This window comes from Kordia aestuariivivens, assembly GCF_014397005.1.
Classification (GTDB): Bacteria; Bacteroidota; Bacteroidia; order Flavobacteriales; family Flavobacteriaceae; genus Kordia; species Kordia aestuariivivens.
Window position 1 is genome coordinate 412,986 of sequence record NZ_JACGWS010000003.1, and the last position, 24,879, is coordinate 437,864.

Here is a 24,879-nt window from a genome sequence, read left to right on the forward strand (position 1 = left end):
AGTTAAAAGAATGCTTTGAGTTGTACATTCCCAGTATGAATGGTGCGTGAATTTTCACTTTTTCTACCCAAATAAGAAAGATTCAAATCTAAAAACTTAGTCAATTTCTTTTGGATTAAAATGTTCCACGTAAGATTAGTGCCAGGCTGTAAACCTTCTAACATTTGATAACCAACAGGCGAAAATGCATTTCCAGAAAAATCATTCTTAAAATAATTAAACTCGCCATTCAAGGCTACTTTTTGCTGGTTGCTATACGCGAAAGAAACACCAATCTTTTGTTGTGATAGCGATTCGGTATCGCCAATAAGATTCTCTTTATTCTCATACTTATAAAACACACTAAAACGACTATTTCGGTTAAATAAATACGAAAGAGTAGGTTCTACTTTAAAGAGGTTAATTTCAAAGTTTTTATTCAAGAAATTCTCCGAAATACTTTCTGTTTTTCCAGAACTACCAATCAAATCGGTCAACCAAAATTGGCCTATTTTATGTGTAAACTGAAGTTGATGTGATGTATTAATATTTTCTTGTGAACCAATGGAAAGCAAGTTTTTCGATTTTGCATTCAAGTATGTATACGAAGTGGTGTATTTCTGCTTTCCGCGATTAAAAAAAAGTGCATTTCTCAAACTCTGATTCAATCCTAACACATTCTCGCTTTCATCATCATCAAACGGATTAAAATTAAAATTATCATCTTCACGACGAATCTTTCGGTCTATTAAAAATGATGTTTGATTGTAAAAATGCGATAAAAACTTCTTAGTGCCTTTATCATTATTACTCCATTGCGCAGGATTCCAGGTAATTACTTGACTAAATTTATTTTGATGCGTTTTGATAAAAATCTGATTGGGCAATAACACACGCACATAAATAGCTTCATCCGGAAACTGTGCCAATTCAAATTCATTGAGTTCTTGAATGCCGTTTTCGTTATAATCATTCCAGGTATACACACCTTGTCCTTGATCAACCTGTATATATGTAAACTCTTGTTGCGGCAAGGTTCCAGAATTTGTTTCATATACGGTATTTAAGGTGACCATTTTATTGAATAATTTCTGTTGATACACCAAACGCGAATTCAATGATTTTTCATCGGAAATACTTTCATCTTCTTGCTGCAAGGTTCTGTAATTAACAAATAATGACAACTGCGTATTTTTATTCTGAATCAATTTTGACTTTAAAAAGTATGTACTAGACGTATTTACACGATCTAAATTGTTGTTGCGCAAACTATCATTCACACGATACGTATAGCCAACTTCCGCATGAATCTTTAAGCTATCACCAACACCCACAAATCCTGTGTATGCCTTAAAACGTTGACTCAATGGCGTGAATGTTTCTGTAACAATTTCCTTTTGTTCGTTGCTTTCCAAGTTCATTTGTGCGCCAACCCAACTTTTTTCAAAACTATAGGTAGAACGCGCATACAATCGCAAGAAATCTGAAGTTGTCGTCAAAGTTTCGTTCGCTAAAATGCTTCCGTTGGTTTGCAATGTCAACTTTCCGAATTTCAAATCGGAAGAAATAAGATGCCGATTTCCCGTAGCATTATTTTTAAAATCTAAATACTCAAAACTATAACGTGCGGTTCCGTTTTTCTCGTTAGAAAAATCTAAACCTGTCGCTAAAAATTGTTGATTTCCTTCATTAAAAGTGTTGTCTAAATTCCAATCGCGATTAAATTCAATAGAATACAAACGTTCAATAGTTTGAAATTTTTCATCAATATAATTGAAATTAGCAAAACTGCGAATCTTCCATTTCTTGTTCAATAAATCTTGTTGCACACTAATTTTTGCCGCCAAACCTTGATTGTCATCATCGTCCAAAGACGAAAATAAATTTTGATCATTATTACTAAAGCCAACTTCAAACTGTACGTCTGTCTTTTCGCTTGGCGTGTACGCTCCATTAATCACTGCAACTTGTGTTTTGGTTGGCGAAACTAACTGAATTACAGGTTCGTAATTTCCTTGAAGAACGCCTGCAATTGGCGAAACATATTCGTAAATACGTCCGTTAGAAGCTGTATTTGATAAGATATAATTTCCCTGATTTTCGCCTACAAGCGAGAAACGCACATCAAACAAGGTATCATCAGGATTGTTTGAAAACACAAAAACTTCCATGCCGTCAATGGTTTCCTTTTTGTATAAAATTCGGTTTTCAGTAAACGCTTGTTCTACAGCGGAAGGTGCAGACATTAATTGCTGATTATCGCCGGCTTCGCGTAGAATGGAAACTTGCTCGTCCGATAAATTTTGTTGAATCGGTTGGTTTTTAGAATCATTTTCAGAATACAAATATCCTGCAATTTTGAACTTTTCATGTTCATATTTTGCACCACCATACGCAACAAAACGTGTGTAATTATTATCTGTAAACTGATATTCTACTGTAATTCGCATTTCGGAAGTAACTGGATATCTGGACGTAAACGTAATCTCTCCAGCATTATAATCAATTACATAATCGTTATTTTCTCCGCGTTCTACGGGCAATCCGTTCACAAAAACGGTTTCACTTCCAGAAACAATCAAGATAAATAATTCTTCGTTCGGACCAGTTAATTTATAAGGACCTTGATTTCCTTCTTGCCCTTGAAATCTACTCTGTGTATAGCGACCGCGCACTAACGCGCCAGCGCCAAAAAGTGTTGTTTTGCTATTTTCATGTTGCAATGTTGATGTAATTCCGACACCTTGCACCTTTTTTTGAAAGCGCATAAAATCTGTTTCTGTATTCTCAAGATTTACGTCTCCAGCTCTAATTTTCCAGCTTTTACTTTCCAATTCAATAAAAACCTGATCAAATTCATCCAAACGTTGCGAATACCCACTTTCTTGAATCGGAATGTTTGCATCTTGAATAGACGCGCGCAACGTAACATTTTCAGAGATTTTTCCGGAAATCTGTAAATCGAGTTCCGAATTTAAAACCGTATTTTGATTATTTCCAACAGTTACACCACGTGAAATACTTCCAGACGTATTCAAACCATCAAACAAACGTGTATTTTCAACTTCTCTATTTGATTTTAACGAGATAATCTTATCAATATCAATCGGGTTTTGAACAATGGAACTTTTGTTAAAACCTGTATATTTCTTGGTTAAAAATTCTGGGTATTTGGTATAGCTTACGCGAATAGAATCGGTACTAATTTTTGCCAGATTCAAATATAAAATCGCCTTCTTAAAATCAATTCGATATGCGGTAGAATCTATCGGGCTATTCTTTTTGTCAGTCAGTTTAAATTGAAATGGATTGATACTTACCGAATCTAAGACAATAGAATCCTTGACCGCCACTTTTTTTGTACGGCGATTTTTTGTTTGTCCCTGCAAATTCACAGTGAAAAACAATCCGATACAAAAAAATAAGAAGAGTGACTTCATCTACAACTAAACTAATTCCGATCAAAAATATTTTAATTTTCGCAGGAAAAGAAGCTTTTTAGTGTAAAGGATGTATTTCTCTTGACATTAATTTGAAAAAGATGCTAACTAGGGTAGATTTTAAGACTTAAGACTTAAGACTTAAGACTCAAGACTCAAATACTAAGAGCAAAGCAGTCTAAAAGCGAAGCGCGTCCAAAAATCCAAGAGATTTCCGCCATAGTTTATCTTGAGCGATAGTCGAAAGGCGGAAACGAGTCTAAAAGCAAAGCGAGTCCAAAAATCTAAAAGATTCCGCCATAGCGGAAACGATTCCAAGCAGTCTAAGAAGACAATTCCGTCGTTACAAACTCTTCACAAAACGCTTTAATTTGACTTCGTGTCTTTTTAAAAGCATTGAAAATTTGTTCTTCAGAACCATTTACTTTCGAAGGATCAAAAAAGTCTTGATGAATACGTTTGGCGTTTTCACTTGGAATATGCGGACAGTTTTCTTGCGCGTGATCGCAAACGGTAATGATAAAATCAAAGTCGATTGCTAAATATTCAGAAACGTTGTTAGAAGTATTTTTAGAAATATCTACACCATCTAATTTCATGATGGCAATTGCTCTTGGGTTTACGCCATGTGTTTCAATTCCAGCACTATATATAGCTGCTTTGTCTTTGGCAAAATGCTTTAGATAGCCGTCAGCCATCTGACTTCGGCAAGAGTTTCCAGTACAGAGTACAAGTACATTTTTCATAATTTTGGTAGGGTTTATGATTATTAGTTTGTCGTCACTCTCGAAGTATATACTAATTTTTACATTTGGGGAAATCTTCAAAATTGACTACTTATCCTAACAAATGTAAGTAGAAGAAAGGATTCTATATCTAGTTTTTCAATGAATTGATGTTATTTTAACATAGAGGTAAACTTACGTACAACAATTTGTTCAGCTTTTACTTTGACAGTTTACCTGAATTTTTACAAAAAAGTCGTAGATTTTTCTTCGATATTGATTCAAAATATCAATATCGATGGCGTAAAACGTATTTTTTCCTTGACTTCTCTGTTTGAGTAGTTTTATTCTTTTGATTTCGGAAAGATGTTGTGAAATGGTTGGTTGTGCTAATCCTGTAGCTTTTACTAAATCGTTACAATTGCAATATTCGTTTTCACTAATATATTGCAGTATGGAAATTCGGGCTGGATGTCCTAATACTTTTGTAATGGAAGCAGTTTCGTTTTGATAGTCATCAAAGATGTGATTTTTTGTAATTCCCATGATATGTGTTTGTAACGTACAATTACGATAAAGATATAAAAGACTAGATATATATCTAGTCTTTTACGTATTTTATTTTCCAAATAAGCGTTGAAAAAAACTTTTTGTTTTCTTAGTTGCTTCTTCAAAAGTTTCTTTTGCTTCCTCGGTAAAATCTTCAATGCGTTCACCAGCTTCTTCAGCAAATTCGCTTACTTTCTCTTTGACATCTTCAAAAACTTCTTTGGCTTCTTCCGAAAATTCACTTGCTTTTTCCTTCGCTACTTCTTTGTATTCACTAAATTTTTCTTTTGCTTCTCCAAAGGTTTCTTTTGCATCTTCTGCGAAATCAGCCGCTTTTTCCTTGGCAGCGTCTGCGAAGTCACTAATTTTTTCTTTGGCTTCTTCCGCAAATTCAGCAGCTTTCTCTTTTGCTTCTCCAAAAGTTTCTTTGGCTTCTTCTGCAAAATCTGCGGCTTTTTCTTGTGCGGTTTCTGTAAACTCACCCAATTTTTCTTTCGCAGTATCAAACGTATCTTTTACTTCACCTTTGATTTCGTCTGCTTTACTCTCTGCAGCTTCCGTTACTTCTTCCTGAATTTCTTCCGCTTTTTCGCTTACAGTTTCCTGAACGTCTTCTATATTTTTTGAAACTTCATTGGAAGTATCTTCTATGTTTTTGTCTAAATCGTCGTTTTTATCATTCATAATATTACTTTTTTTGATTGGATTCTTAAATGTAAAGTTTTTTTTTGACTTTTGCGAACCTATTCAAAAGCCATCACTATCAACATAAAATTAGTTCTTGATGTGGACTATTTGTTACAGTTCTTAGTGCTAAAAAGGACTTTACCTTTATGTAATATCATTTTTATAGTATAATAAACGCCTTTTTTCTTTTCCGCGTGAAGCTGAAATTTTTCGTTCAAAGTACTATTAGAAAGTTAGTATAGTGATTTCGCTTGTGTTATTTGAAAGCTTCATCTATAGGTTCCCATAGTTCAATTTTATTTCCTTCAGGATCTAAAATCCAACCAAATTTTCCGTATTCGTATTCTTCAACTTCACCAACAATGGTAACGCCTTCTTCTTTTAAAACAGCTAATAATTCAACTAAGTTTTCAACTCTGAAATTCATCATGAATTGCTTTTCACTTGGTTTAAAATAGCTGGTGTCTTTTGGGAAAGTACTCCATTGTGTTGAGTAATCTTTGCCTTCTTTATCTTTCCACCAAAAGGTACATCCATAATCGTCTACGGGCAATCCTAAATGTTTTCCATACCAATTTTTGAGCCCTTTTGGATCTTCTGTCTTGAAGAAAAACCCACCTAAACCTGTTACTCTATTTTTCATTTGTTCGTTTTTTAAATTGTGATATTATAGTTATTCTTTTTTATGTAGTACTAAAGCGGAAAGCAATGAAATAATGATGCCAATGACAAATACCATCATGGACATAATAAAAAAAACGGTGAAAGGATTTCCGAATGCTTCACTTTGTTTCTGTAATGATACTTTTTCTAGATTAATTTCTTTAATTGATAAATCAGTTCGCGCATCTAAAAGATTGTATTCGTAGGCAAGGTATTGTTCCGTAAAATCAGGATTGATTTTAGTAATATAAATTGCATCCATTAGTCCAAAACCAATTGCGGCAAATAATGAAATAAGTGCTCCGATACTGAAAGCCGTTTTAAAATCAATTTTACCATTTAATTCATGATTCTTATAATGTTTGATGCCAAAGTATACAAAGGATAACGAAGTTACCATGGTAGTGTATCCAATAACTTCTTGTGTTGTAAATGCTAATCCTTGCCCAAAATATAAGGCGATAAAGAAGAGCCCGAAAGCTGTTAAAAAGCTATACAATCCGTATTTAAGTACTGTGTTTTTCATCTATTGAAAATTTAAAATTAGTAGTTTCAAAAGTAGAAGATGTCTTAAAAATAACACTCATACGAAAGTACTAATTCTATCATACTAAGGTAGTAATTTTATGAAACTGGCAATATTTGAAGGGCTATTGCTTTTTGAATGGCTTGTGTGCGACGTTTTACATCGAGTTTTATGTAGATGTTTGAAACGTGTGTTTTTATAGTACTTTCAGATACAAATAGGAGCGAAGCTATTTCTTTGTTAGAATGTCCTTTCGCAAGTTTGCACAATACTTCATATTCGCGCTTACTTAATCCTATTTTTTCAATTTGCGAATGATCTATTTCTGATGTTTTCGGTTTTTCTTGTAAAATAGCTCTTTTCTTGTTGATGTAAATTCCGATGAAGAAAAAAATAATTGCAATGGCAGCAATGATAAATTCCAATGATGAACTTCCTTGCATGATGGAAAATTTACTCAACTGAAATAGGGCTAGCAAGGCAATGATTAAGGTAGCAAAGATGAAAATTGTTTTTTTCATCTTAATGAAAATGTGTTTTGATTTTATCTACGATAGTTTGCGCTAATCTTTCTTTACTTTCTTTTGTCCAACCTGCTACATGTGGCGAAAGCAATACATTTTCTGCCTGAATCAGATATTTGAAAGCTTCTGGCATTTGATTGTCATTGAATAAGTTTTCAAACGAACTTTTTTCATATTCTAACACGTCTAATCCTGCGCCTAATATTTTTCCAGATAGTAAAGCTTTCATCAAATCGTGCGTCACCACACTTTTTCCACGCGCCGTATTGATGAACCAAAACGGATGTTTGAATCCCTGAATGAACTTCTTGTTAATCATATTCAGCGTACGCGATGTTTGTGGCGTATGCAAACTTAAAACCGTCGCGCGATCTTGCAATTCTGAAAGCGATACTTGGGTTGCATTTTCATCGCCAATGTTTTCTTTTAAGTCATAAAAAAGTACCTCAACATCAAAACCGCGTAATTTTTTCGCGAATGCTTTTCCCATATTTCCATACCCGATAATTCCAACGGTTTGTCCATCGAGTTCAAAACCTCTGTTGGCTTCGCGCAACCATTTTCCATTGCGAACTTCATAATCAGCTTTGTTGAGTTTATTCATGAGTGATAACAACATTCCAAGTGCATGTTCGCCAACCGCATTTCGGTTGCCTTCTGGTGCTGAAATCAAATGAATTCCTTGCTGTTCTGCAAATTCACAATCTATATTTTCCAAACCTGCGCCAACTCTTCCTATAAATTTTAAGTTGGTCGCTTTCGCTAGAAAGTCTGCGTCAATGCGAAATCGACTGCGAATAATAAAACCGTCGTATTCGTGAATTTTTGCTTCAATTTCGGCTTTTGAAGATGTGTAATCTTCATGATTGGTATGACCTAACGTTGCTAATTGATCAATTAATAATGGATGATTTTCATCAAGATGTAATATGTTCACGCTTGTTTATATTTTTGGATATTCGGTTTGCGTTTTTTCATGTTGCACAGTTCCTGTATGCGCCGTAGACAGTTTTTCGAATAGTAAAATGTGTACTTCTTCGCCATCTTTGGTTGCAGGACAATGTTCGACACCTTTTGGAACTACAATAAATTCGCCTTCGTTTACGGTAACTGTTTTATCGCGAAATTTCATGAATAATGTTCCTTTCATAACTTGAAACAGTTCGTCTTCATTATCATGCGAATGCCATACAAATTCACCTTGAATTTTAGCCAAAATGACTTGCATATCGTCTACAACTGCAACTTGATGTGGATGCCATTGTTTATTAACGAGTTGAAATTTTTGATTGATGTTGATTGCTTTCATCTGTAAACATTTATTGTTCTTATAAGGTCAGACGGAATTCGCCAATGATCATTTCGGTTGGTATCAACTTAATTGTTATGGCTCATTTCATGCAACTAAAATACGAGGAATTTTTTAGAATGTCTTCATCATAATGTTGAATACGAAATCTTCTTTTCCAATACTGAAACTATATGAATCATATTTATGGAAATCGTGTTTGTTATAAAAGCCAATGGCACGTTCGTTGGTGTGCAATACGGAAAGCCATAAGCGTTCGATGTCTAAATTTTGTACTTCAATAAAGAGTTCGTTTTGAAGTTTGGTGCCAATTTTGTGCGCTAAATAGTCTTTGAGCACATATATTTTCTGCAATTGTGCGGCTTGTTTGTAGGAACTATTTGGTACAGGCGATTTTTTTTTGAGTTTGGCGTATCCAACAGGAAGTTCATCTGCGTACGCAATCCAAAATACGTTTTCTTCTTTTTTGAGTGAAGAAGTCATTTTTTCAAGAGAAAAGACCTTTTCGATATAGGCGCGTAAATCTTGTTTGTCATGAAATAAATTACCAAAGGTTTCTGAAAATGTAATTTTTGCCAATAATGAGATGAATTTTGCATCTGCGGGAACCGCTTTTCTGATTGTATGATTTTCCATTCCTTCTTGAACCCGTAATTCGATAATTATAGGTTTGTGTTTTTATTTATACAATTGATTTTCAGTATTTTATAATTTTAATTTTCTTCTTTCTGAAAACACATTTACGTGGCTTTGATTCGATAATTGCGGTTTACGTTCCTTTTTTCTCTTCAAATTTAGTATTTCATTTGTTTCATCATTAACGATTTAAAAATTATAATATTATGAAAAAACAAAACAAAAGTTTAAAGTTAAACAAATCAGTTGTATCAGAATTAAGTTTAGAAAATGCAGGAGAAGTTAAAGGTGGAAGAACAGGAGAAGGAGGTTTTTGTAAAACTACTCCATTTGATTACAATTGCGAGTTTATTTCTGTGAATGTTCCTTGTGAGCCATCAGTAAATATCTGTGATTAAAACAGTAAGAAATTAAATTATTAATTATTTAAAATTTAAAACATGAAAAAACAAAATAAAAATTTAAAGTTAAACAAGTCAGTAGTATCAGAATTAGGAGCTGAAAAAGTTGGAGAAATTAAAGGAGGACAAACTGGAGCAGGAACATTTTGTTATACAAATCAAATAGGTTGTTTGACAGGCTGGGAATGTCCTTTAACATGGAATTGTCCTCGTACTCATAACTGCTAGTATTTAATATTGCAACTAGTATTTAAATTTCATGACAGAAATTAAATTTAAAGCGAACTTCGGTTCGCTTTTTTTAATGCTCTTGATGAGTTTGTCAAATTGAGCATGCAAGGCATAGAAGTCTTGATAATTTCATCACCAATTTTGTTCAAGAACTTATTGTCTAATTTTTTTATCTAACCAAACCTGATATTAATATCGATCAACTTTAAAGAATTCAGTAGTCCTTAACATAATCTTATGTTAAATAGCGTGCGAATGGTTACAAACATACTAATCTGACCCGAAAACTCAGGTGAAAATTAAAACTCTAAGCTATTTTTGAATCACTAGTACGTACTAGTAAAGGCGGATTCCGAAAAGCCAATTGTTAAAAAGAGTAGGTACATTAAATTAGATATCATGAAAAAAAAATTGAAAACATTATCGTTAAAAAAATCAGTAGTGTCAGAATTGAATGCAAATAATTCAAACGCTGTAAAAGGAGGGATGACTGTAAGAACTCAAGCGGATACTTTGTGTACTTCTAATGCAATTATTTGTCAACCTTCAGTGAATTTTTCATGCCAAAGTGTATTTATAGGTTGTTAGAACCTACATTGACATAAGCATTAAAATTAGCGGACTTCGGTTCGCTTTTTTAGATTCCAATAATTAATTTGGCAATCATAAAGTAGATTAAAATTCCGAAGATATCATTACTCGTGGTAATAAATGGACCTGTGGCAATTGCCGGATCAATTCCGCGTTTGTTTAAGAATAGTGGAATAAAAGTCCCTATGATTCCTGCAACAATGATAACAATGACTAACGAAACTGAAATCGCTAATGCAGCTTTGTGATCATCTTTCCAAAACCAAACTACAATCATAAGAATGATTGCTAGTATAATACCGTTTAGCATGGCTAAGAGCATTTCTTTAATCAACCGATTTTTAATGCTTCCTTTGATATCGTCATTTGCCAAACCTTGCACAATAATAGCACTCGATTGCACACCAACATTTCCAGCCATCGCAGCAATTAATGGTGTAAAGAAGAATAAAATTGCATATTTACTAATCATTTCTTCAAATCCTTCCATAATGGCAGCTGCGCCAATTCCACCTACTAATCCTAAAAACAGCCAAGGTAAACGTGCGCGTGTGAGTTGCCAAATGCTATCATCGGCTTCTACATCTTGTGTAATACCTGCCGCTAATTGGTAATCTTTCTCAGCTTCTTCTCTAATTACATCTACAATATCGTCAATGGTAATACGACCGACTAAACGTTGCATTTCGTCCACTACAGGAATGGCTTCTAAATCGTATTTAGACATGATTTTAGCAACATCTTCTGCTTTGTCACCAACAGTTACATAATCTACTTTTGGAATGTAAATATCTTTAATGTGGGTTCTTGTCGAAGTTGTCAATAAATCTTTTAGCGAAAGTCTTCCTTTTAAAATATCATCATCATCTACGACATAAATTGAATGTACGCGTGTTACTTCTTCCGCTTGTTTGCGCATTTCTTTTACACAGGTAAGTACATTCCAGTTTTCCTTGACTTTTACCAATTCTTTTGCCATTAATCCACCAGCAGAATCGTCGTCATAACGTAATAATTCTACAATTTCTTTGGCATGTTCTCTATCTTCTAATTCGGAAATTACTTCTTGCTTTCGTTCTTCAGGAAGTTCAGAAATGATATCGGCAGCATCATCTGTATCAAGTTCATCAATTTCTTCGGCGATTTCTTTGGCAGAAAGGTTTTCAAGAATTTTTTCACGCGTATCATCATCAACTTCGGTAAGAATATCGGAAGTTTTTTCACTATCTAGTAGTTTGATGATGTAGGTAGCTTGTTCCAGATTTAACTCATCAATAATCTCTGCAATATCTGCATAGTGGATTTCTTCTAGAAGTTCTAGAAGTACAGAATCTTTTTTAATCTCAATGAGCTTTTCTACTTGCTCAATGAGTTCATCACTGAGTTTGAATGGAATCATTTGCTATCTTGATGGTTAATTCTACAAATCGCTGAACGCTTAATTGTTCAGGCCGCAGCCCAAAGATAGTATCTTCTTTTAAATTATCGGAAAGATTGAATGTTTTTAAACTGTTACGAAGTGTTTTTCGTCGTTGTTGAAATGCTGTTTTTACCACTCTAAAGAATAATTTTTCATCGCACGGAAGTGTATAATTTTCTTTTCGTGTGAGTCGCATTACGCCCGAATTCACTTTTGGTGCCGGATCAAATACTTCTGGTGGAACTGTAAAAAGATATTCTGCTTCGTAAAAAACTTGCGTCAATACTGATAAAATTCCGTACGTTTTGCTTCCATGTGATGCACAAATGCGTTCTGCAACTTCTTTTTGAAACATGCCGCTAAATTCAGGAATTTGATCGCGCATTTCCAAAGTTTTAAATACAATTTGCGTAGAAATATTATATGGAAAGTTTCCAATGATGGCAAACGGTTCTTCTTTGAACGTTTCTGTTAAATCGTATTTTAAGAAATCTTTTTCTAAAATTTTATCGGAAAGCTGTAAAAAATTTGCTTTCAAGTAGGCAACCGAATCTCTATCAATTTCGCACACATACGTTGTGACAGGTTTTTTTAATAAATACTTTGTCAACATGCCCATTCCTGGACCAATTTCTAAAATATTTTTATAGCCTTTCAGCACTAGCGTATCTGCAATTTTTTCTGCAACTTCTTCATCCTTTAAAAAATGCTGTCCTAAGTGTTTTTTTGCTCTTACTTTATCTGTCATAGCACTTTAAGGTTTTTTAATTTAATTTATAATTTTCATTTTCTTTGCTTGCCCAAAGAAAACGAAACAAAAGAAAAGGCACTTTTTCTGGCAGGTATTTTTAATTTTCTCTTTGGAAAATTAAAACCGAAAAGCTTTTACTAAATTTTCTCCAAGGCTTCAAAAATTTTTAACGCAAAACCTTTTCTATACTTCAGAAAAAGAGTGTGCTATTCAATAACCATTGTTTTTTTTGAACGATGTTATGCAGTTGCAACGCGTTCTTTGATAAACGCTTCTATTTCTTTTTGATCTTTTTTAGAAAACCACGAAAGTTCAATATCGTATTGTTTTCCATCATGCGAAATTACATACGGTTCGCTTCCACCTTTAGATGGATGATAAGTTTTTAATTCTATAAAATCTTTTTTGAAACGATTTGTTCTCAATGTTGTATCACTCAACGTTACTCTAGGTTTTCCTCTAAGGAGAATCAATGCAATAGAACCAAAAGCAATGATTCCAAAAATACCATTCATTATATATTCAATAACGACTAAATTTTTTCGCAATTTGATACTGATTTCTTGCGCTATTTTATCTGAGAACTGTGTGATAATGAAAAAGGTAACTCCAATCACAATAATGACCAAAATTGCCTTTACTAAGTATGCTACTTGCGAATAATATTTTTTTTCCTTCATCGTTTTTTACGCTTTGAAATCTTCAATAAGTTTGAGTTCTGTTCGGAAACCAAGCATTTTATCCGCAAATTTTTTCATGCCTTCTTCACGCAATCGTGTTGCATCTTCTGCATAATATGCTTCTAAATGATCTTTTGATTTTGCGGAGTATTGAACTGCGTATGTTGTGCCGCCCATTTCTTCTTCAACCAAAACCTGAACCAATCGTGCTTCTGTGAATTTCCCAGTGGCTAATACCGCTGGAATATGTTCTTTTATCCAAATTAAAAATTCCTCGTGAACGCTTTCGTCAATGTTAATAGTAACGTTATAAATGTACATATATGTGCTTTCTAAATAAAGTGCAAAATTACGCTTTTAAGCTGAATTATATGGTATAAGTTTATTGAAACCGAAAAGTGATTTTAAATTAAGTTATTTTAATAATAATATACTCTTATATCACATCAAAATAAAGATTTTTGTCTATTAGAAAGTGTCAATTTCACAGAACATTTTTAGTTTATAATTTTCATTTTCTTTGCTCGCACAATAGATACTGAATCAAGTTCAGCACAAGCGTCAACAAAAGAAAATGCGCTTTTTCTAGTAGGTATTTTTAGTTTTCTCTTTGGAAAACTAAAACCGAAAATGTTTTGCTAAATTTTCTCCAAGGCTTCGAAAATTTTTAACGCAAAACTTTTTCTATACTTCAGAAAAAGAGTGCGCTACTTTAAGAAATAATTTTTAATGGACGTGTTGATTCAATTAACCGTATCACCACGCAATTTTCGATACGCTTTTTGTGCTTCTACATAGTGAATGCTGTCTTGATGATTGAAAATGATTTCTTCAAAGAATTGTTTGGCTTTTTCAGGATCGTCAAAGTGATTTAAGTACAATTGTCCCATTGCAAAATAGGCGTCATCGACTAAAATGCCTTCTTTGTAAAACTCGATGATTTTCTTGTAGTTCAGTCGAGATTTGTCAAACTCATCACGTTTTTCATAGAGTTTTGCTTGCATGAAAAGTGCTTCGTCTTCAATTTGTTCGCCTTTGTGATTTAGCAATATATCTTCAAGCTGTGCAATGGCTTCAGTATCTTTCAACTGATACGCGAGCAAGTCTGCTTTGGCATATTTTTTTAAGGCAGTTTGTGTAGAATCTTCCAAAGAATTATCTGAAATAATCAGTTTTAATTTTAAAGCATCGTTCGCAATTAATTGTGATACAGACGATTTTAATATTTTTAGTTGCGATTCTGCCCATTCAAAATCACCTTTGTAATAACTCGTTCGTGCCACTCGAAAACGTGCTTCTTGTCCAATGACATCATTTTTTAATGCTTTTTGCACTTGCGAAAAGTAAATTAATGCCTGATTGAATTGTTCTTTGTAGACTAAAATATCGCCCAAAGCTAATTTTACAGTCGCAAGTTGACGCGTAGTAAGTTTGAGTTCTATAGTTTCTTTGAGATAGGAAATGGCAGCTTCCGGATTATTTTTCTGAAATGCTAAAAAATTTGCGTAATCGCGTTGTAACAAAACGGTTCTGTAATTGCGCTCGTAGGTCGATAATAATTGATCAAATCGTTGTTGAATTTCATCGTAATTTCCGTCGGTCACCGCTTCAATATCGAGTTGAATTAAGCTTTGAGAAGCGCGAATTTTTGTTGCATCTTGACTAGATTTCTCTATGATATACGTCAATACTTCGCGTGCCGTTTCTTTGTCGTTATCTTCAATGCTCATGTCTGCCAAATCAAAAATACGTTGCAAGGAAGCATCACCCGACATGTAAATTGCTTTTTCTTGTATAAACGCTCTTTTGTATTGTTTTTGCTGAATGAATAACCAACTTAAGAGTTCATTCCACAATAAATTGGGCTCTTGTTGATTTCTTTTGAGTAGTATTTTACGAAATAAAACATTGTTTTCTTCACCTGGATCGTTTCGTAAAAACTGACTAATAATTCGTTGTGCATAGCCTTTTTGTTCAACTCTATCTTTGATCAAATCTAAATAGCTTGAAAACATTTTTTCAATGTCTCCTTTTTCGCCATAAATACGAGCAATATTATTTAAAAAATTATAGTTTGGATTTGCAATCATTGCACTTTGATAAACTTGCAATGCATAATCGAGTAAGGACTTTTTTTCAAAAGCACGTCCAATTATATACGAAGCAGATGGATTTGCTTCGGTAAATTGTACTGCTTTGTCGTAGTATTTTTTTGAGTTGATGGAATCTTTCTTTAAATCATAATTAAAGCCAGTTTCTACCAATAACATTGGACTCGATTTTGGAACTTCAATCGCTTGTAAAAGTAGTTTTTCAGCAGTTTCAAAATCTTCTAATTGTTGATAACTACTGATCATCGCAATAAAGTAATTTACCTTACGGGGCGAATTTTTGTAGAGTCTTTCAAAAGCAACAATGGCTTTTTTATATTCTCCTTTTTCATAGTATTGTTGCGCCAACGCATCACTTTGTGCATACGCAAATCCATACACTGCCAAACTGAAGATTAGAAATAATACATACCGCATAGAAAAGCTTTTATTCAAAGATAACACAAAGTATGTTAAATAAATGGTAATGTAGTTTGGTTTCGTATGGTAGCTTGTTAATTTTTATTTTAGTTCGTTTCGTTTCTATTTTTTTCAACGACCAATGTTTTTGTCAGTTTATCATATAAATTCTGGTTATTGTCATCCCATAACAACCAAATAACAGGAATGATTAAATATCCTAAAACATATTTTAAACATTCTCTAATAGCTCCTTTTTCAGCACGGTTGTAATCCTCTCCAGTTTCAGAAGAAATTACTTTTAAATTAAAGATTTTATGCCCTAAGTTGCCGCCAAATAGGGGGTAAAATATAGCGCCAACAATGAGTCCCATAATTGCAGAATACACAATGTCAATTAATTCAAAATCACTACTTTCATATTCAAAAATGGAGATTCCTACTATTAAATAAGCCACAAGCGTTAAAAGAGTATATATGAGTCCTTCAACAAATGATGCAAAAAACCGTTGCCCTATAGATGCTAATTTATGTCCGTGTTCATAGTTTTCGTTCATATGCTTGCTTTTGATAGTGTGTAAGTTTACTTGGATTTAAAATTATAGTAATCTTATGTGAAATCAAAGTGATAAGTGAGAATTTTTCTATTAAAATAATTTGATGTGATTTTATGCAAGAAAAGTGTATGAGTGCACTTATCAATGTATATAAAAACAAAATGCCCAAGCAATTGCAAGGGCATTTCTATCAGCTATAATGACATAAATTAAAAGGCTTATTTTAATATAGGTTTGGGTGTATAGCTTGTATTGTAAGTTCAAAATATAGTACATATCTGCTTTTAAAAAACATGTATTTATATTGATTCAAATTTGGAGTACAAACCTACTTATTTTATCGATAAAAAGCAAAAAACACCGACAAAATACATTGCCGATGTTTTAAAAAATGATGATTTTATAATGTATATCGTTTACGATATCCTATCGAAACCTGTGTATCTGCGCAATACTTCTGGAATTTCAATGCCGTTTTCCGTTTGGTAATTTTCTAAAATACCTGCTAAAACTCTTGGCAGTGCTAACGAACTTCCATTTAAGGTGTGCGCCAATTGCTTGTTTCCGTCTTTGTCTTTGATTCTTAATTTTAAACGATTTGCCTGAAACGTCTCAAAGTTAGAAACCGAACTGATTTCTAACCAACGATCTTGCGCTGTGGAAAATACTTCAAAATCATACGTCAAAGCCGCTGTAAATCCTAAATCGCCACCGCACAAACGTAAAATTCTGTATGGAAGTTTTAACTCTTCCAAAATTTCTTTTATATGGTCTACCATTCCGTCTAACGCTGCATACGAATCTTCAGGACGCTCAATACGAACAATTTCTACCTTGTCAAACTGATGCAAACGATTCAATCCACGAACATGCGCTCCGTAACTTCCAGCTTCACGTCTAAAACAAGGTGTGTATGCTGTGCAACAAATTGGCAAGCTTTCTGCCTTTAGCAAATCGCCACGAAACATATTTGTCACTGGAACTTCCGCCGTTGGAATTAAGTACAAATCGTCACCAGTTGCATGATACATTTGTCCTTCTTTATCTGGCAATTGACCAGTTCCATAACCAGACGCTTCATTCACCAAATGTGGCACTTGATATTCTGTATAACCAGCATCCGTGTTTTTATCCAAAAAATACTGAATCAACGCACGTTGCAAACGCGCACCTTTTCCTTTATACACAGGAAATCCTGCGCCCGTAATTTTATTTCCAAGTTCAAAATCGATGATGTCGTACTTTTTTGCCAATTCCCAATGTGGTTGTGCAGCTGCATGAAGCGTTGGAATTTCGCCAGCGCTAAAAATCTCTTCATTATCTTCTTCGCTATTTCCACTCGGAACTAACGCGTTTGGCACATTTGGAATGGTATATAAAAGCTCAGACAGCGCCTCTTCTTTTTCCTTTAAATCCGTTTTTATAGTTTCTGCTTGCGCTCTGAGTTGCGTGCCTTTTTCACGTAAAATTGCCGCTTTTTTAGGTTCACCACTTTTAAATAAAATTCCAATTTCTTTGGATAATTTATTAGAGGAAGCTAACGTATTGTCTAACTCAACTTGCAAACTTCTACGGGTTTCGTCTAGCGAAATCGCTTCATTTACAACTTCAGCAGCATCAAAATTCCGTTTCTTCAAAGCCTCAATAATGCTGGCTTTGTTGTCTCTAATAAATTGTAATTGTAACATTTTGTTATTTTTTTGGCGTTCCTTCGTACACTGCTGCTTCGCGCAGTATATTCAGTCAGGCTTTCGGTAGTCGCTCTCTTCGAGGAGCTCCAACAATACCTCAATCCTTAACGCGCCGATTATTGAAGCGACAAAAATAATCAAATTAACAGAATTGTCGTACTATTTTTTAGCTTTCGCGAAAGGAGAAATGCAAAATCATTTTATTTTCGGCGGAAGTCACCGTGTTCGTATTTACTTTTAAACGGAAGTAACCACGTATGATGCGAGAAACGCAACCATTCTTCGGCAGCAATATCAACAGTTGGATCAAAAAGTTTTTGATAGGAATGATTGTTTACTTTTACACGACCTTCTGCATAAATGCTAACTTCGGTGCCTTCTTCTGCGTATTTTGCTTCAAGAAATTGTACAAATTGCCATAACATATCAGGCTTTACAGCAACACGTTTGGCTTGTTTTGGAGTCGTATACGTTGCAGGATTTACGTATGTAATGATCTGACAAGAGCTTTTATCGACAATTTTTAATTGTACATATCCCGTTTTTGATCGTAACATCATTCGCCAACTTAAGCGATGTCCTTCTTCCGTCCACAAGACATCACCTTCAAATGTCCAATGACGTAACGGCAATGCTATTTGAGAAATAAAGTAGAGTGCAAATATTGGAATTGCAAGGTTTCTGTATGGCGACAAAATGATTTCATTACCTGTATACACTTCTTTTTTCTTCAAAAAGATATTCCGAATGGTTTCAGGTTCAAAAAAGAAAATACACAACGCCAATGACATATACGGAAAGATTCCGATGTGTAATACAAATGAATTGAACAAGTGAAAAACAATCGCGCAGCAAAAGATAAATACACGTGTGCGTTTCCACAATAATAACGGAATGACTAATAAGTCAAACCCAATTCCTACATACGTTAGTAGATAGTGAATCCAGTTTTGCTGTAAAAATTCGCCAATAATAGGCAAATTTTGTCTTCCGCCCATTAAGTTTTTAGGAACTTCACCAGACAGCCAATCAGGATATATTTTGGCAACAGAAGCGTATGTGTATACAATGAATAATTGCAGTATGAAAATCCACAAACACCAATTGGGCATGTGAATTTTTTTGATACTAGGATTTCGTTTCGCATCTACCGAAAGGTAATGATGCGCAGGAACAATCCACATAAAAATGCATAACAATACTAATAAATAATAATGATTGTTATACGAAGTTTTTTGCATGAGATATGCACAGGTCCACAATACCGTAAAGATTCCGATGCTCCAACGATATTTATAGCCAATCATGACTAAGAAACCGCAAATTCCCATAATAGCGAAATACACATACATTCCAACGCCTGGAAGTGGCTGTAACCATTCAAAACCGATAAATGTAAATGTAAAATCAGGATCAATAAATGTACGTTTTACCCAACCTGTTGCAATTGCGCCAAATCCTTCTAAACCAATAAGCAACCCAAAAAAGACTCGAAATACGACGAGTGAAGTGTTGTCTACTTGTTTAAAAAGAAATTTATTGAGCATGATACTTTTCAATTAATGCTAATGATTGTATTTTATCGCTTAGAAGTTGTTGTTGTAATTTTTCTACGGAATCAAACTTTTCTTCATTGCGTAAACGTTTGATCAATCGGATTTGAATTTTTTCATCATAAATATCGCGATTAAAATCAAAAAAGTGAACTTCAATGGTTTGTTTTGTGCCTTTTACCGTAGGATTTGTGCCAATATTCATCATTCCAAAAACGGGAACATCATTTATGATGCTTTTTATAAAATAAACACCTTGTCGCGGAATCAATTTATACGTTTCTTTAATGTAAATGTTTGCTGTTGGGTAGTTAATTTGTTTTCCTAATCCTTTTCCAGCAATGACAATTCCGGTCAACATAAATTCATAGCCAAGATATGCGTTTGCTGTATCAATATCACCTTCTGTGAGTGCTTTTCGGATTTTTGTAGAACTGATGGTGACATCGTCAATTTCTTTTGCTTGAATTTCTTCTACTTTAAAATCGAATGCTTCGCCAAATTCGCGCAAATCATTAATATTTGCCGTTCGGTTTCTTCCAAAACGATGATCGTATCCAATAATTATTTTTTTCAGGTTTAGCTGTGCAATTAGAAAATCGCGCACAAAATCGCGTGCTGTTAAGCGTGAAAATTCTCTGTTGAAAGGGTAAATGATCAACGTATCCAATCCGGTTCCTTCTAGGAGTTGTATGCGTTCATCAATGGTATTGATGAGTTTTATGTTTGAATCTTGTTGCAAGACCATTCGCGGATGCGGAAAAAAGGTAAGCAATGTTGTAGAAAGCCCTTCCGATTTCTCGATAAGGTTTTCTATTATTTTTTTGTGTCCTACGTGAACACCATCAAACGTTCCAATGGTAATTGCGGATGGATTTTCAGCTCTGTATGCCTCAAAAAAATCTATGGTATTCACTATGCGTTTTGTTTTTTACAAAGCTATTTAATTCCTTGTATATTTTATAAGATTTTAATTTTCTTTTGTAAGAAGATTTATTTCACAGATAAAAATAATTATTTCGTCGCTTCAATGCTTTCAATTATCGAAAAAACATTAAAAATTTATGCTAAGGATATAAAAAATACAATTTTTGCCAAATTTAAACCCCCAAATCATAAATAACAATGAAGCAAATTCTACGCTACGGTTTTCTCGCGAGCATGCTTTTCTTTTTCAATAGTGTTTTAGCCCAAAACAGCGATTGGACAAAGAAAGAAAATTTTACAAATTCTCAAACTGTATCAAAATTTAATTTATCACCACAAAAAGTTCATTTTTTTGAACTGAATGTAAATGCTTTTAAGGAACGTCTTGCAACGGCACCTTTACGTGGAAATACATTTGGTTCTTCGACTGTGGTAAAAGTGCCAGGTATTGATGGAAGGCTAGAGTCTTTCAAAATGTATGAAGCATCTGTTTTTGCACCTGAATTAGCCGCTGATTTTCCAAACATTAAATCGTATGTTGGTTTTAGTCAAGAAAATCAAGGAGCGCAATTGCGCATGAGTATTTCTCATAAAGGTGTACAAACCATGATTTCTTATGTTGATAAGTCAACTGTTTTTATGCAGCCTGCTGACGATGCTATTTCTACGTACGTATTGTATACTAGAGATGCAAGAGTAAGCACTATTGGTGAATTTAATTGTTCAACAATAGCTGAAGTACAAGATCGATTTACAGATCCACAACCAGAAGACGCTGACGATCAAATATTGCGAAAATTCCGTATTGCAATCTCTGTAACAGGAGAATATACAGCATACCACGGAGGAGCTGTTGCTGATGCAATGGCAGCTATTAATACGACAATGACACGCGTAAATGCTATTTTTGAAGTAGATATGTCTGTTACTTTTGAGGTAATAGCAAATAATCAAACGGTTATATTTACGAATGCAAATACAGATCCGTATTCTCCAAGCGGAAGTGGATTGGATGATCACCCAGTTTATGGAGGATCGCCTTGGTTTGCGACCAACTGGAATGTTGAATTGCAAGAGACATTGAGAGATGATATAGGAGAAGCAAATTATGATATCGGACATTTATTCGGCGCAGCTGGAGGTGGAGGAAATGCAGGTTGTATAGGTTGTGTTTGTGATACTGATTTTCCACAAGGTAAAGGAAGTGGATATACTTCACCAGCAGATGGAATTCCTGAAGGAGATACGTTTGATGTTGATTATGTGGCGCATGAAATAGGACATCAAATGGGCGCGAATCATACATGGGCTTTCAACATAGAAGGAACAGGTGTAAACGCAGAACCAGGAAGTGGATCTACCATTATGGGATATGCAGGAATCACTGGAGCAAATAATGTACAGCAAAATAGTGATCCGTATTTTCATTATCACAGTATCAAACAAGTGACGGACAATTTGGTAACACAAACGTGCTGGAATGCAAATAACTCTCCAATGCTGGCAAATAATCCGCCGAATGCAAGTGCAGGAAATGATTATATTATTCCGCAAGGAACAGCGTATGTACTTCGTGGAACTGCTACAGATGCAGATGGAGGAGATGCATTAACTTATTGTTGGGAACAAACAGATAGTGGACAAGTAAGAAATTCGACATTTGGACCTACATTAACAGCGGGTTCTATGAACAGATCGCAAGTGCCAACAAGTTCTCCAAATAGATATATTCCTAAATTGAGTAGAGTTGCTTCTGGAAATATAACACAGACAAATCCAACTATTAATAGTGCTTGGGAAACTGTTGCTACTGTAAATAGAACTATGAATTGGGCATTGACAGTGCGTGATAGACAACCTACTGCAACTGGATTAGACGGACAATCTAGTTTTGATTTAATGGAAATTACAGTCACAACTTCCGCTGGACCTTTTGTCGTAAATTCACAAACATCTAATGTAAGTTGGGAAATGGGAACGAGTCAAACAGTAACGTGGAATGTTGCAAATACTGATGCAGCACCAGTTAGTACAGCAAACGTAAATATTTTATTATCTACAGATGGTGGCGCTACATTTCCAACAATATTGGCTTCTAACGTACCAAATGATGGTTCGCAAACAATTACGGTTCCAGTAACAACACCAACTTCACAAGCTAGAATTATTGTAGAAGGCGCAGGAAATATTTTCTTCGCAATGAACTCTAGTGATTTCACTTTGGTAGAACCAGATTTCGCTTTGGTTTTTGCTGATAATGATGAAACCGCTTGCCAGCCAGCAAATGCTGTATATAACTTTACTTATAATGCATTTAACGGATTTAGTGGAACAACGAACTTTTCGACTGTAAACCTTCCAGCAGGAGCAATGGCAACTTTTAGCCCAACTTCTGCCTCTGTAGATGGAACAAATGTAATGCTTACCATTTCAGGAACAACAGGAGTAGCGTCTGGAAGCTATACGTTTTCAGCGCAAGGAACATCTGGAGCAACCACAAGAGCTTCTGATGTGTTGTTAAGTGTTTTTCCAGGAAGTTTAACGCCAGTCACATTAACTTCACCTTCTAATGGAGCTACAAATGTTGCGGTAAATGCAAATTTAAGTTGGTCAGCAAATTCAAATGCAGCAAATTATGTGATTGAGATTGCTTCTGATATGGCTTTTACAAATATTGTAGAGTCAGCTACTATCACCACAACAAATTATACAGCTACAACATTAAATTTATCGAATACTTATTATTGGAGAGTTGGTGTTTCTAATGATTGTGTGGCGACGGTTTATTCAACTGTATATTCATTTGCAACACAAACGTGTGCTGTGTGTGCTTCTGTAGCGAATACTGATTTTGCAACAAGTACTACTTTAGTGCTGTTTGCTGATATTAATAATGTTACAGCAAAGCCTTCAGGTTATACCGATTATTCAACAACAGACTTTACAGATGTAACGAAAGAATCATCGTATCCAATTACCGTAAATGCAAATACTGACGGTGATTATAGAACACAAACAAAGGTGTGGATTGATTGGAATCAGAATTGTAGTTTTGATGATAGTGGAGAAGAATATGATTTAGGAGAAGCTGATAACGTTCCTAATGGAGCAACGGCAAATTCAGGAATGATGATTATGGTACCAAGTGCTGCACTTACAGGAAGTACAACGATGCGTGTATCTACTAAATATACTTCAAGAGCTACGGTTGTATTTCCGACTTCATGTGAAAATGGTGCTGATGCAGAAGTAGAAGATTACCGTATTAATGTTCAAAATACTTTATCAACTGTTGAGAATGAATTGGAAGATTTTGCTATTTGGCCAAACCCAACACGAGGAAAATTTACAGTGAATTTCACATCTACATCTTCTGAAAAAGTGACCATTGATGTACTTGATATTCGCGGGCGTGCTATTTTCTCTAAAAAATATACAAACTCAGCTAACTTTATAGAGGAATTAAATATTAGTTCGGCTGCAGCCGGAATGTATATGGTGCGTGTAAATGATGGAGAGAGAGTAAGTATTAAAAAATTAATTGTTCAATAATAATTTGAACGATACCTAACTAAACTAAATACTAAAAAAAGAGAGGCAATTGCCTCTCTTTTTATTTTCCGTTAAATGAATTCATCGTATTTGAAATTCCTGCGGTTCCAAATGATTTTATAAGTTCTGCGCTTTTTTCAAGTCGCTCTGGTAATTTATCATTTTCTTCTGCAGACCATTCGCCTAATACATAATTTACTTGTCTTCCTTTGCCAAATTCGGCACTAATTCCAAATCGAAATCTTGGGTATTTCGTTGTCATTAATTGCTCTTGAATACTTTTGAGCCCATTGTGTCCGCCATCACTTCCTTTCATTTTTACACGAATGGTTCCAAATTCAAGATTCAGATCATCTGTAATGATTAATACATTATCAATCGGAATTTTTTCTTTTGTCATCCAATAGCGAACTGCTTTTCCGCTAAGATTCATGTATGTGCTCGGTTTTAATAGTATAAACGTTCTACCTTTAAATTTATAGGTCGCTACATCACCCAGTTTATCAGTTTCAAATTTGACCTCTTCTTTCTTGGCAAAAAAATCTAGAATTTTAAACCCAATATTGTGTCGAGTGTTTGCGTATTCACTTCCAATATTACCTAAGCCTACAATGAGAAATTTTTTCATAGGATCTGTTTCTTCTATAGTTAATGATGCTTTTACACGAGTTGTTGTTCGGAATAGTTTTCTTAAAAATTGAAGCATGCAGTTTTTAATTTTGTTTGTAAAAATAAAACCTATTGCGTCTTAAGACAAGTTTGAGTCATAAAAATTACGATATGTGTTGAGATGCTACTTTTCAGCAGGATTAGTTCAACTTGTAATTTTGACAAAATCGAGTTTCACTAAAATAAAAAGAGGTCGTCTAAAAAGTAATTTTTAGGCGATTTTCTTTTTGGTCTAATTTTGTTTTGATCTCAAGCTTTGATTAATTGAGATTAAAAACGGTCACAATAAAAAAGCGAAGTTAGTTTAC

The 24,879-nt window shown here is 34.3% G+C and carries 24 protein-coding genes; 4 read left to right on the plus strand and 20 right to left on the minus strand.

The genetic code is table 11. The features are described 5' to 3' along the window. Positions 1-2: 2 nt before the first annotated feature. The 10 genes from H2O64_RS07290 to H2O64_RS07335 form a co-directional block, all read right to left on the minus strand. The gene (locus H2O64_RS07290; protein WP_235982794.1) at positions 3-3,419 is read right to left on the minus strand and encodes a hypothetical protein; all 3,417 of its coding nucleotides are present in this window, start codon (positions 3,417-3,419) and stop codon (positions 3-5) included. Positions 3,420-3,742: 323 nt separating this feature from the next. Beyond that, the gene (locus tag H2O64_RS07295; RefSeq protein WP_187561507.1) at positions 3,743-4,165 is read right to left on the minus strand and encodes an arsenate reductase ArsC; all 423 of its coding nucleotides are present in this window, start codon (positions 4,163-4,165) and stop codon (positions 3,743-3,745) included. Positions 4,166-4,357: 192 nt separating this feature from the next. Continuing rightward, positions 4,358-4,690 carry an ArsR/SmtB family transcription factor gene (locus tag H2O64_RS07300; protein ID WP_187561508.1) on the minus strand — a complete coding sequence of 111 codons (333 nt, stop codon included), beginning with the start codon at positions 4,688-4,690 and terminating at the stop codon, positions 4,358-4,360. A gap of 72 nt (positions 4,691-4,762) precedes the next feature. After that, entirely contained in the window at positions 4,763-5,377 is a 615-nt protein-coding gene (locus H2O64_RS07305; protein WP_187561509.1) for a hypothetical protein, read from the minus strand. A 259-nt stretch (positions 5,378-5,636) separates the two neighbouring features. Further along, the gene (locus tag H2O64_RS07310; RefSeq protein WP_187561510.1) at positions 5,637-6,023 is read right to left on the minus strand and encodes a VOC family protein; all 387 of its coding nucleotides are present in this window, start codon (positions 6,021-6,023) and stop codon (positions 5,637-5,639) included. Positions 6,024-6,053: 30 nt separating this feature from the next. Continuing rightward, entirely contained in the window at positions 6,054-6,569 is a 516-nt protein-coding gene (locus H2O64_RS07315) for a DUF4199 domain-containing protein (RefSeq protein WP_187561511.1), read from the minus strand. A gap of 98 nt (positions 6,570-6,667) precedes the next feature. Then, positions 6,668-7,090 carry a response regulator transcription factor gene (locus H2O64_RS24280; RefSeq protein ID WP_187561512.1) on the minus strand — a complete coding sequence of 141 codons (423 nt, stop codon included), beginning with the start codon at positions 7,088-7,090 and terminating at the stop codon, positions 6,668-6,670. 1 nt (position 7,091) lies between these two features. Then, positions 7,092-8,030 (minus strand): 2-hydroxyacid dehydrogenase, encoded by a 939-nt coding sequence (locus tag H2O64_RS07325; protein WP_187561513.1) that lies wholly within the window; start codon positions 8,028-8,030, stop codon positions 7,092-7,094. A 6-nt stretch (positions 8,031-8,036) separates the two neighbouring features. Then, positions 8,037-8,402: a cupin domain-containing protein gene (locus H2O64_RS07330; RefSeq protein WP_187561514.1), complete on the minus strand. Its 366-nt coding sequence runs from the start codon at positions 8,400-8,402 to the stop codon at positions 8,037-8,039. 114 nt (positions 8,403-8,516) lie between these two features. Continuing rightward, positions 8,517-9,038 carry a GNAT family N-acetyltransferase gene (locus tag H2O64_RS07335; RefSeq protein ID WP_187561515.1) on the minus strand — a complete coding sequence of 174 codons (522 nt, stop codon included), beginning with the start codon at positions 9,036-9,038 and terminating at the stop codon, positions 8,517-8,519. A 206-nt stretch (positions 9,039-9,244) separates the two neighbouring features. Between H2O64_RS07335 and H2O64_RS07340 the strand changes: the two genes are divergently transcribed. The 3 genes from H2O64_RS07340 (at position 9,245) to H2O64_RS24350 (ending at position 10,258) form a co-directional block, all read left to right on the plus strand. Further along, positions 9,245-9,436 carry a class I lanthipeptide gene (locus H2O64_RS07340; RefSeq protein ID WP_187561516.1) on the plus strand — a complete coding sequence of 64 codons (192 nt, stop codon included), beginning with the start codon at positions 9,245-9,247 and terminating at the stop codon, positions 9,434-9,436. A 42-nt stretch (positions 9,437-9,478) separates the two neighbouring features. Then, positions 9,479-9,667, plus strand: a complete 189-nt coding sequence (locus H2O64_RS07345) for a hypothetical protein (protein ID WP_187561517.1) — start codon at positions 9,479-9,481, stop codon at positions 9,665-9,667. Between the two features lie 402 nt (positions 9,668-10,069). Next, entirely contained in the window at positions 10,070-10,258 is a 189-nt protein-coding gene (locus H2O64_RS24350; RefSeq protein WP_187561518.1) for a class I lanthipeptide, read from the plus strand. 49 nt (positions 10,259-10,307) lie between these two features. Here H2O64_RS24350 and mgtE read toward each other — a convergent pair whose 3' ends face one another. From mgtE to H2O64_RS07395, 9 genes are all read right to left on the minus strand, one after another. Next, a complete protein-coding gene (gene mgtE, locus H2O64_RS07355; protein ID WP_187561519.1) occupies positions 10,308-11,660 on the minus strand; it encodes a magnesium transporter in 1,353 nt (450 codons plus the stop codon). Next, a complete protein-coding gene (rsmA, locus tag H2O64_RS07360; protein ID WP_187561520.1) occupies positions 11,638-12,429 on the minus strand; it encodes a 16S rRNA (adenine(1518)-N(6)/adenine(1519)-N(6))-dimethyltransferase RsmA in 792 nt (263 codons plus the stop codon). Before rsmA ends, mgtE begins: the two co-directional genes overlap by 23 nt. Before the next feature lie 242 nt (positions 12,430-12,671). Then, on the minus strand, positions 12,672-13,112 hold the full coding sequence (locus tag H2O64_RS07365; protein WP_187561521.1) for a hypothetical protein: 441 nt from the start codon (positions 13,110-13,112) through the stop codon (positions 12,672-12,674). Between the two features lie 6 nt (positions 13,113-13,118). Beyond that, positions 13,119-13,433: a DUF4286 family protein gene (locus H2O64_RS07370; protein ID WP_187561522.1), complete on the minus strand. Its 315-nt coding sequence runs from the start codon at positions 13,431-13,433 to the stop codon at positions 13,119-13,121. A 422-nt stretch (positions 13,434-13,855) separates the two neighbouring features. Beyond that, a complete protein-coding gene (locus tag H2O64_RS07375) occupies positions 13,856-15,640 on the minus strand; it encodes a tetratricopeptide repeat protein (RefSeq protein ID WP_215907137.1) in 1,785 nt (594 codons plus the stop codon). Positions 15,641-15,729: 89 nt separating this feature from the next. Beyond that, a complete protein-coding gene (locus H2O64_RS07380) occupies positions 15,730-16,179 on the minus strand; it encodes an RDD family protein (RefSeq protein ID WP_187561524.1) in 450 nt (149 codons plus the stop codon). A gap of 416 nt (positions 16,180-16,595) precedes the next feature. Further along, the gene (serS, locus tag H2O64_RS07385; RefSeq protein ID WP_187561525.1) at positions 16,596-17,867 is read right to left on the minus strand and encodes a serine--tRNA ligase; all 1,272 of its coding nucleotides are present in this window, start codon (positions 17,865-17,867) and stop codon (positions 16,596-16,598) included. A 203-nt stretch (positions 17,868-18,070) separates the two neighbouring features. After that, complete coding sequence (locus tag H2O64_RS07390; protein WP_187561526.1) at positions 18,071-19,417, minus strand: HTTM domain-containing protein; 1,347 nt, start codon at positions 19,415-19,417, stop codon at positions 18,071-18,073. Continuing rightward, entirely contained in the window at positions 19,407-20,339 is a 933-nt protein-coding gene (locus tag H2O64_RS07395; protein WP_187561527.1) for a bifunctional riboflavin kinase/FAD synthetase, read from the minus strand. Before H2O64_RS07395 ends, H2O64_RS07390 begins: the two co-directional genes overlap by 11 nt. Positions 20,340-20,548: 209 nt before the next feature. Between H2O64_RS07395 and H2O64_RS07400 the strand changes: the two genes are divergently transcribed. Next, positions 20,549-23,902: a zinc-dependent metalloprotease gene (locus H2O64_RS07400; RefSeq protein ID WP_187561528.1), complete on the plus strand. Its 3,354-nt coding sequence runs from the start codon at positions 20,549-20,551 to the stop codon at positions 23,900-23,902. Between the two features lie 61 nt (positions 23,903-23,963). On the opposite strand, the gene pth is transcribed toward H2O64_RS07400, so the two are convergent. Then, positions 23,964-24,608, minus strand: a complete 645-nt coding sequence (gene pth / locus H2O64_RS07405; protein ID WP_187561529.1) for an aminoacyl-tRNA hydrolase — start codon at positions 24,606-24,608, stop codon at positions 23,964-23,966. Positions 24,609-24,879 lie beyond the last annotated feature (271 nt).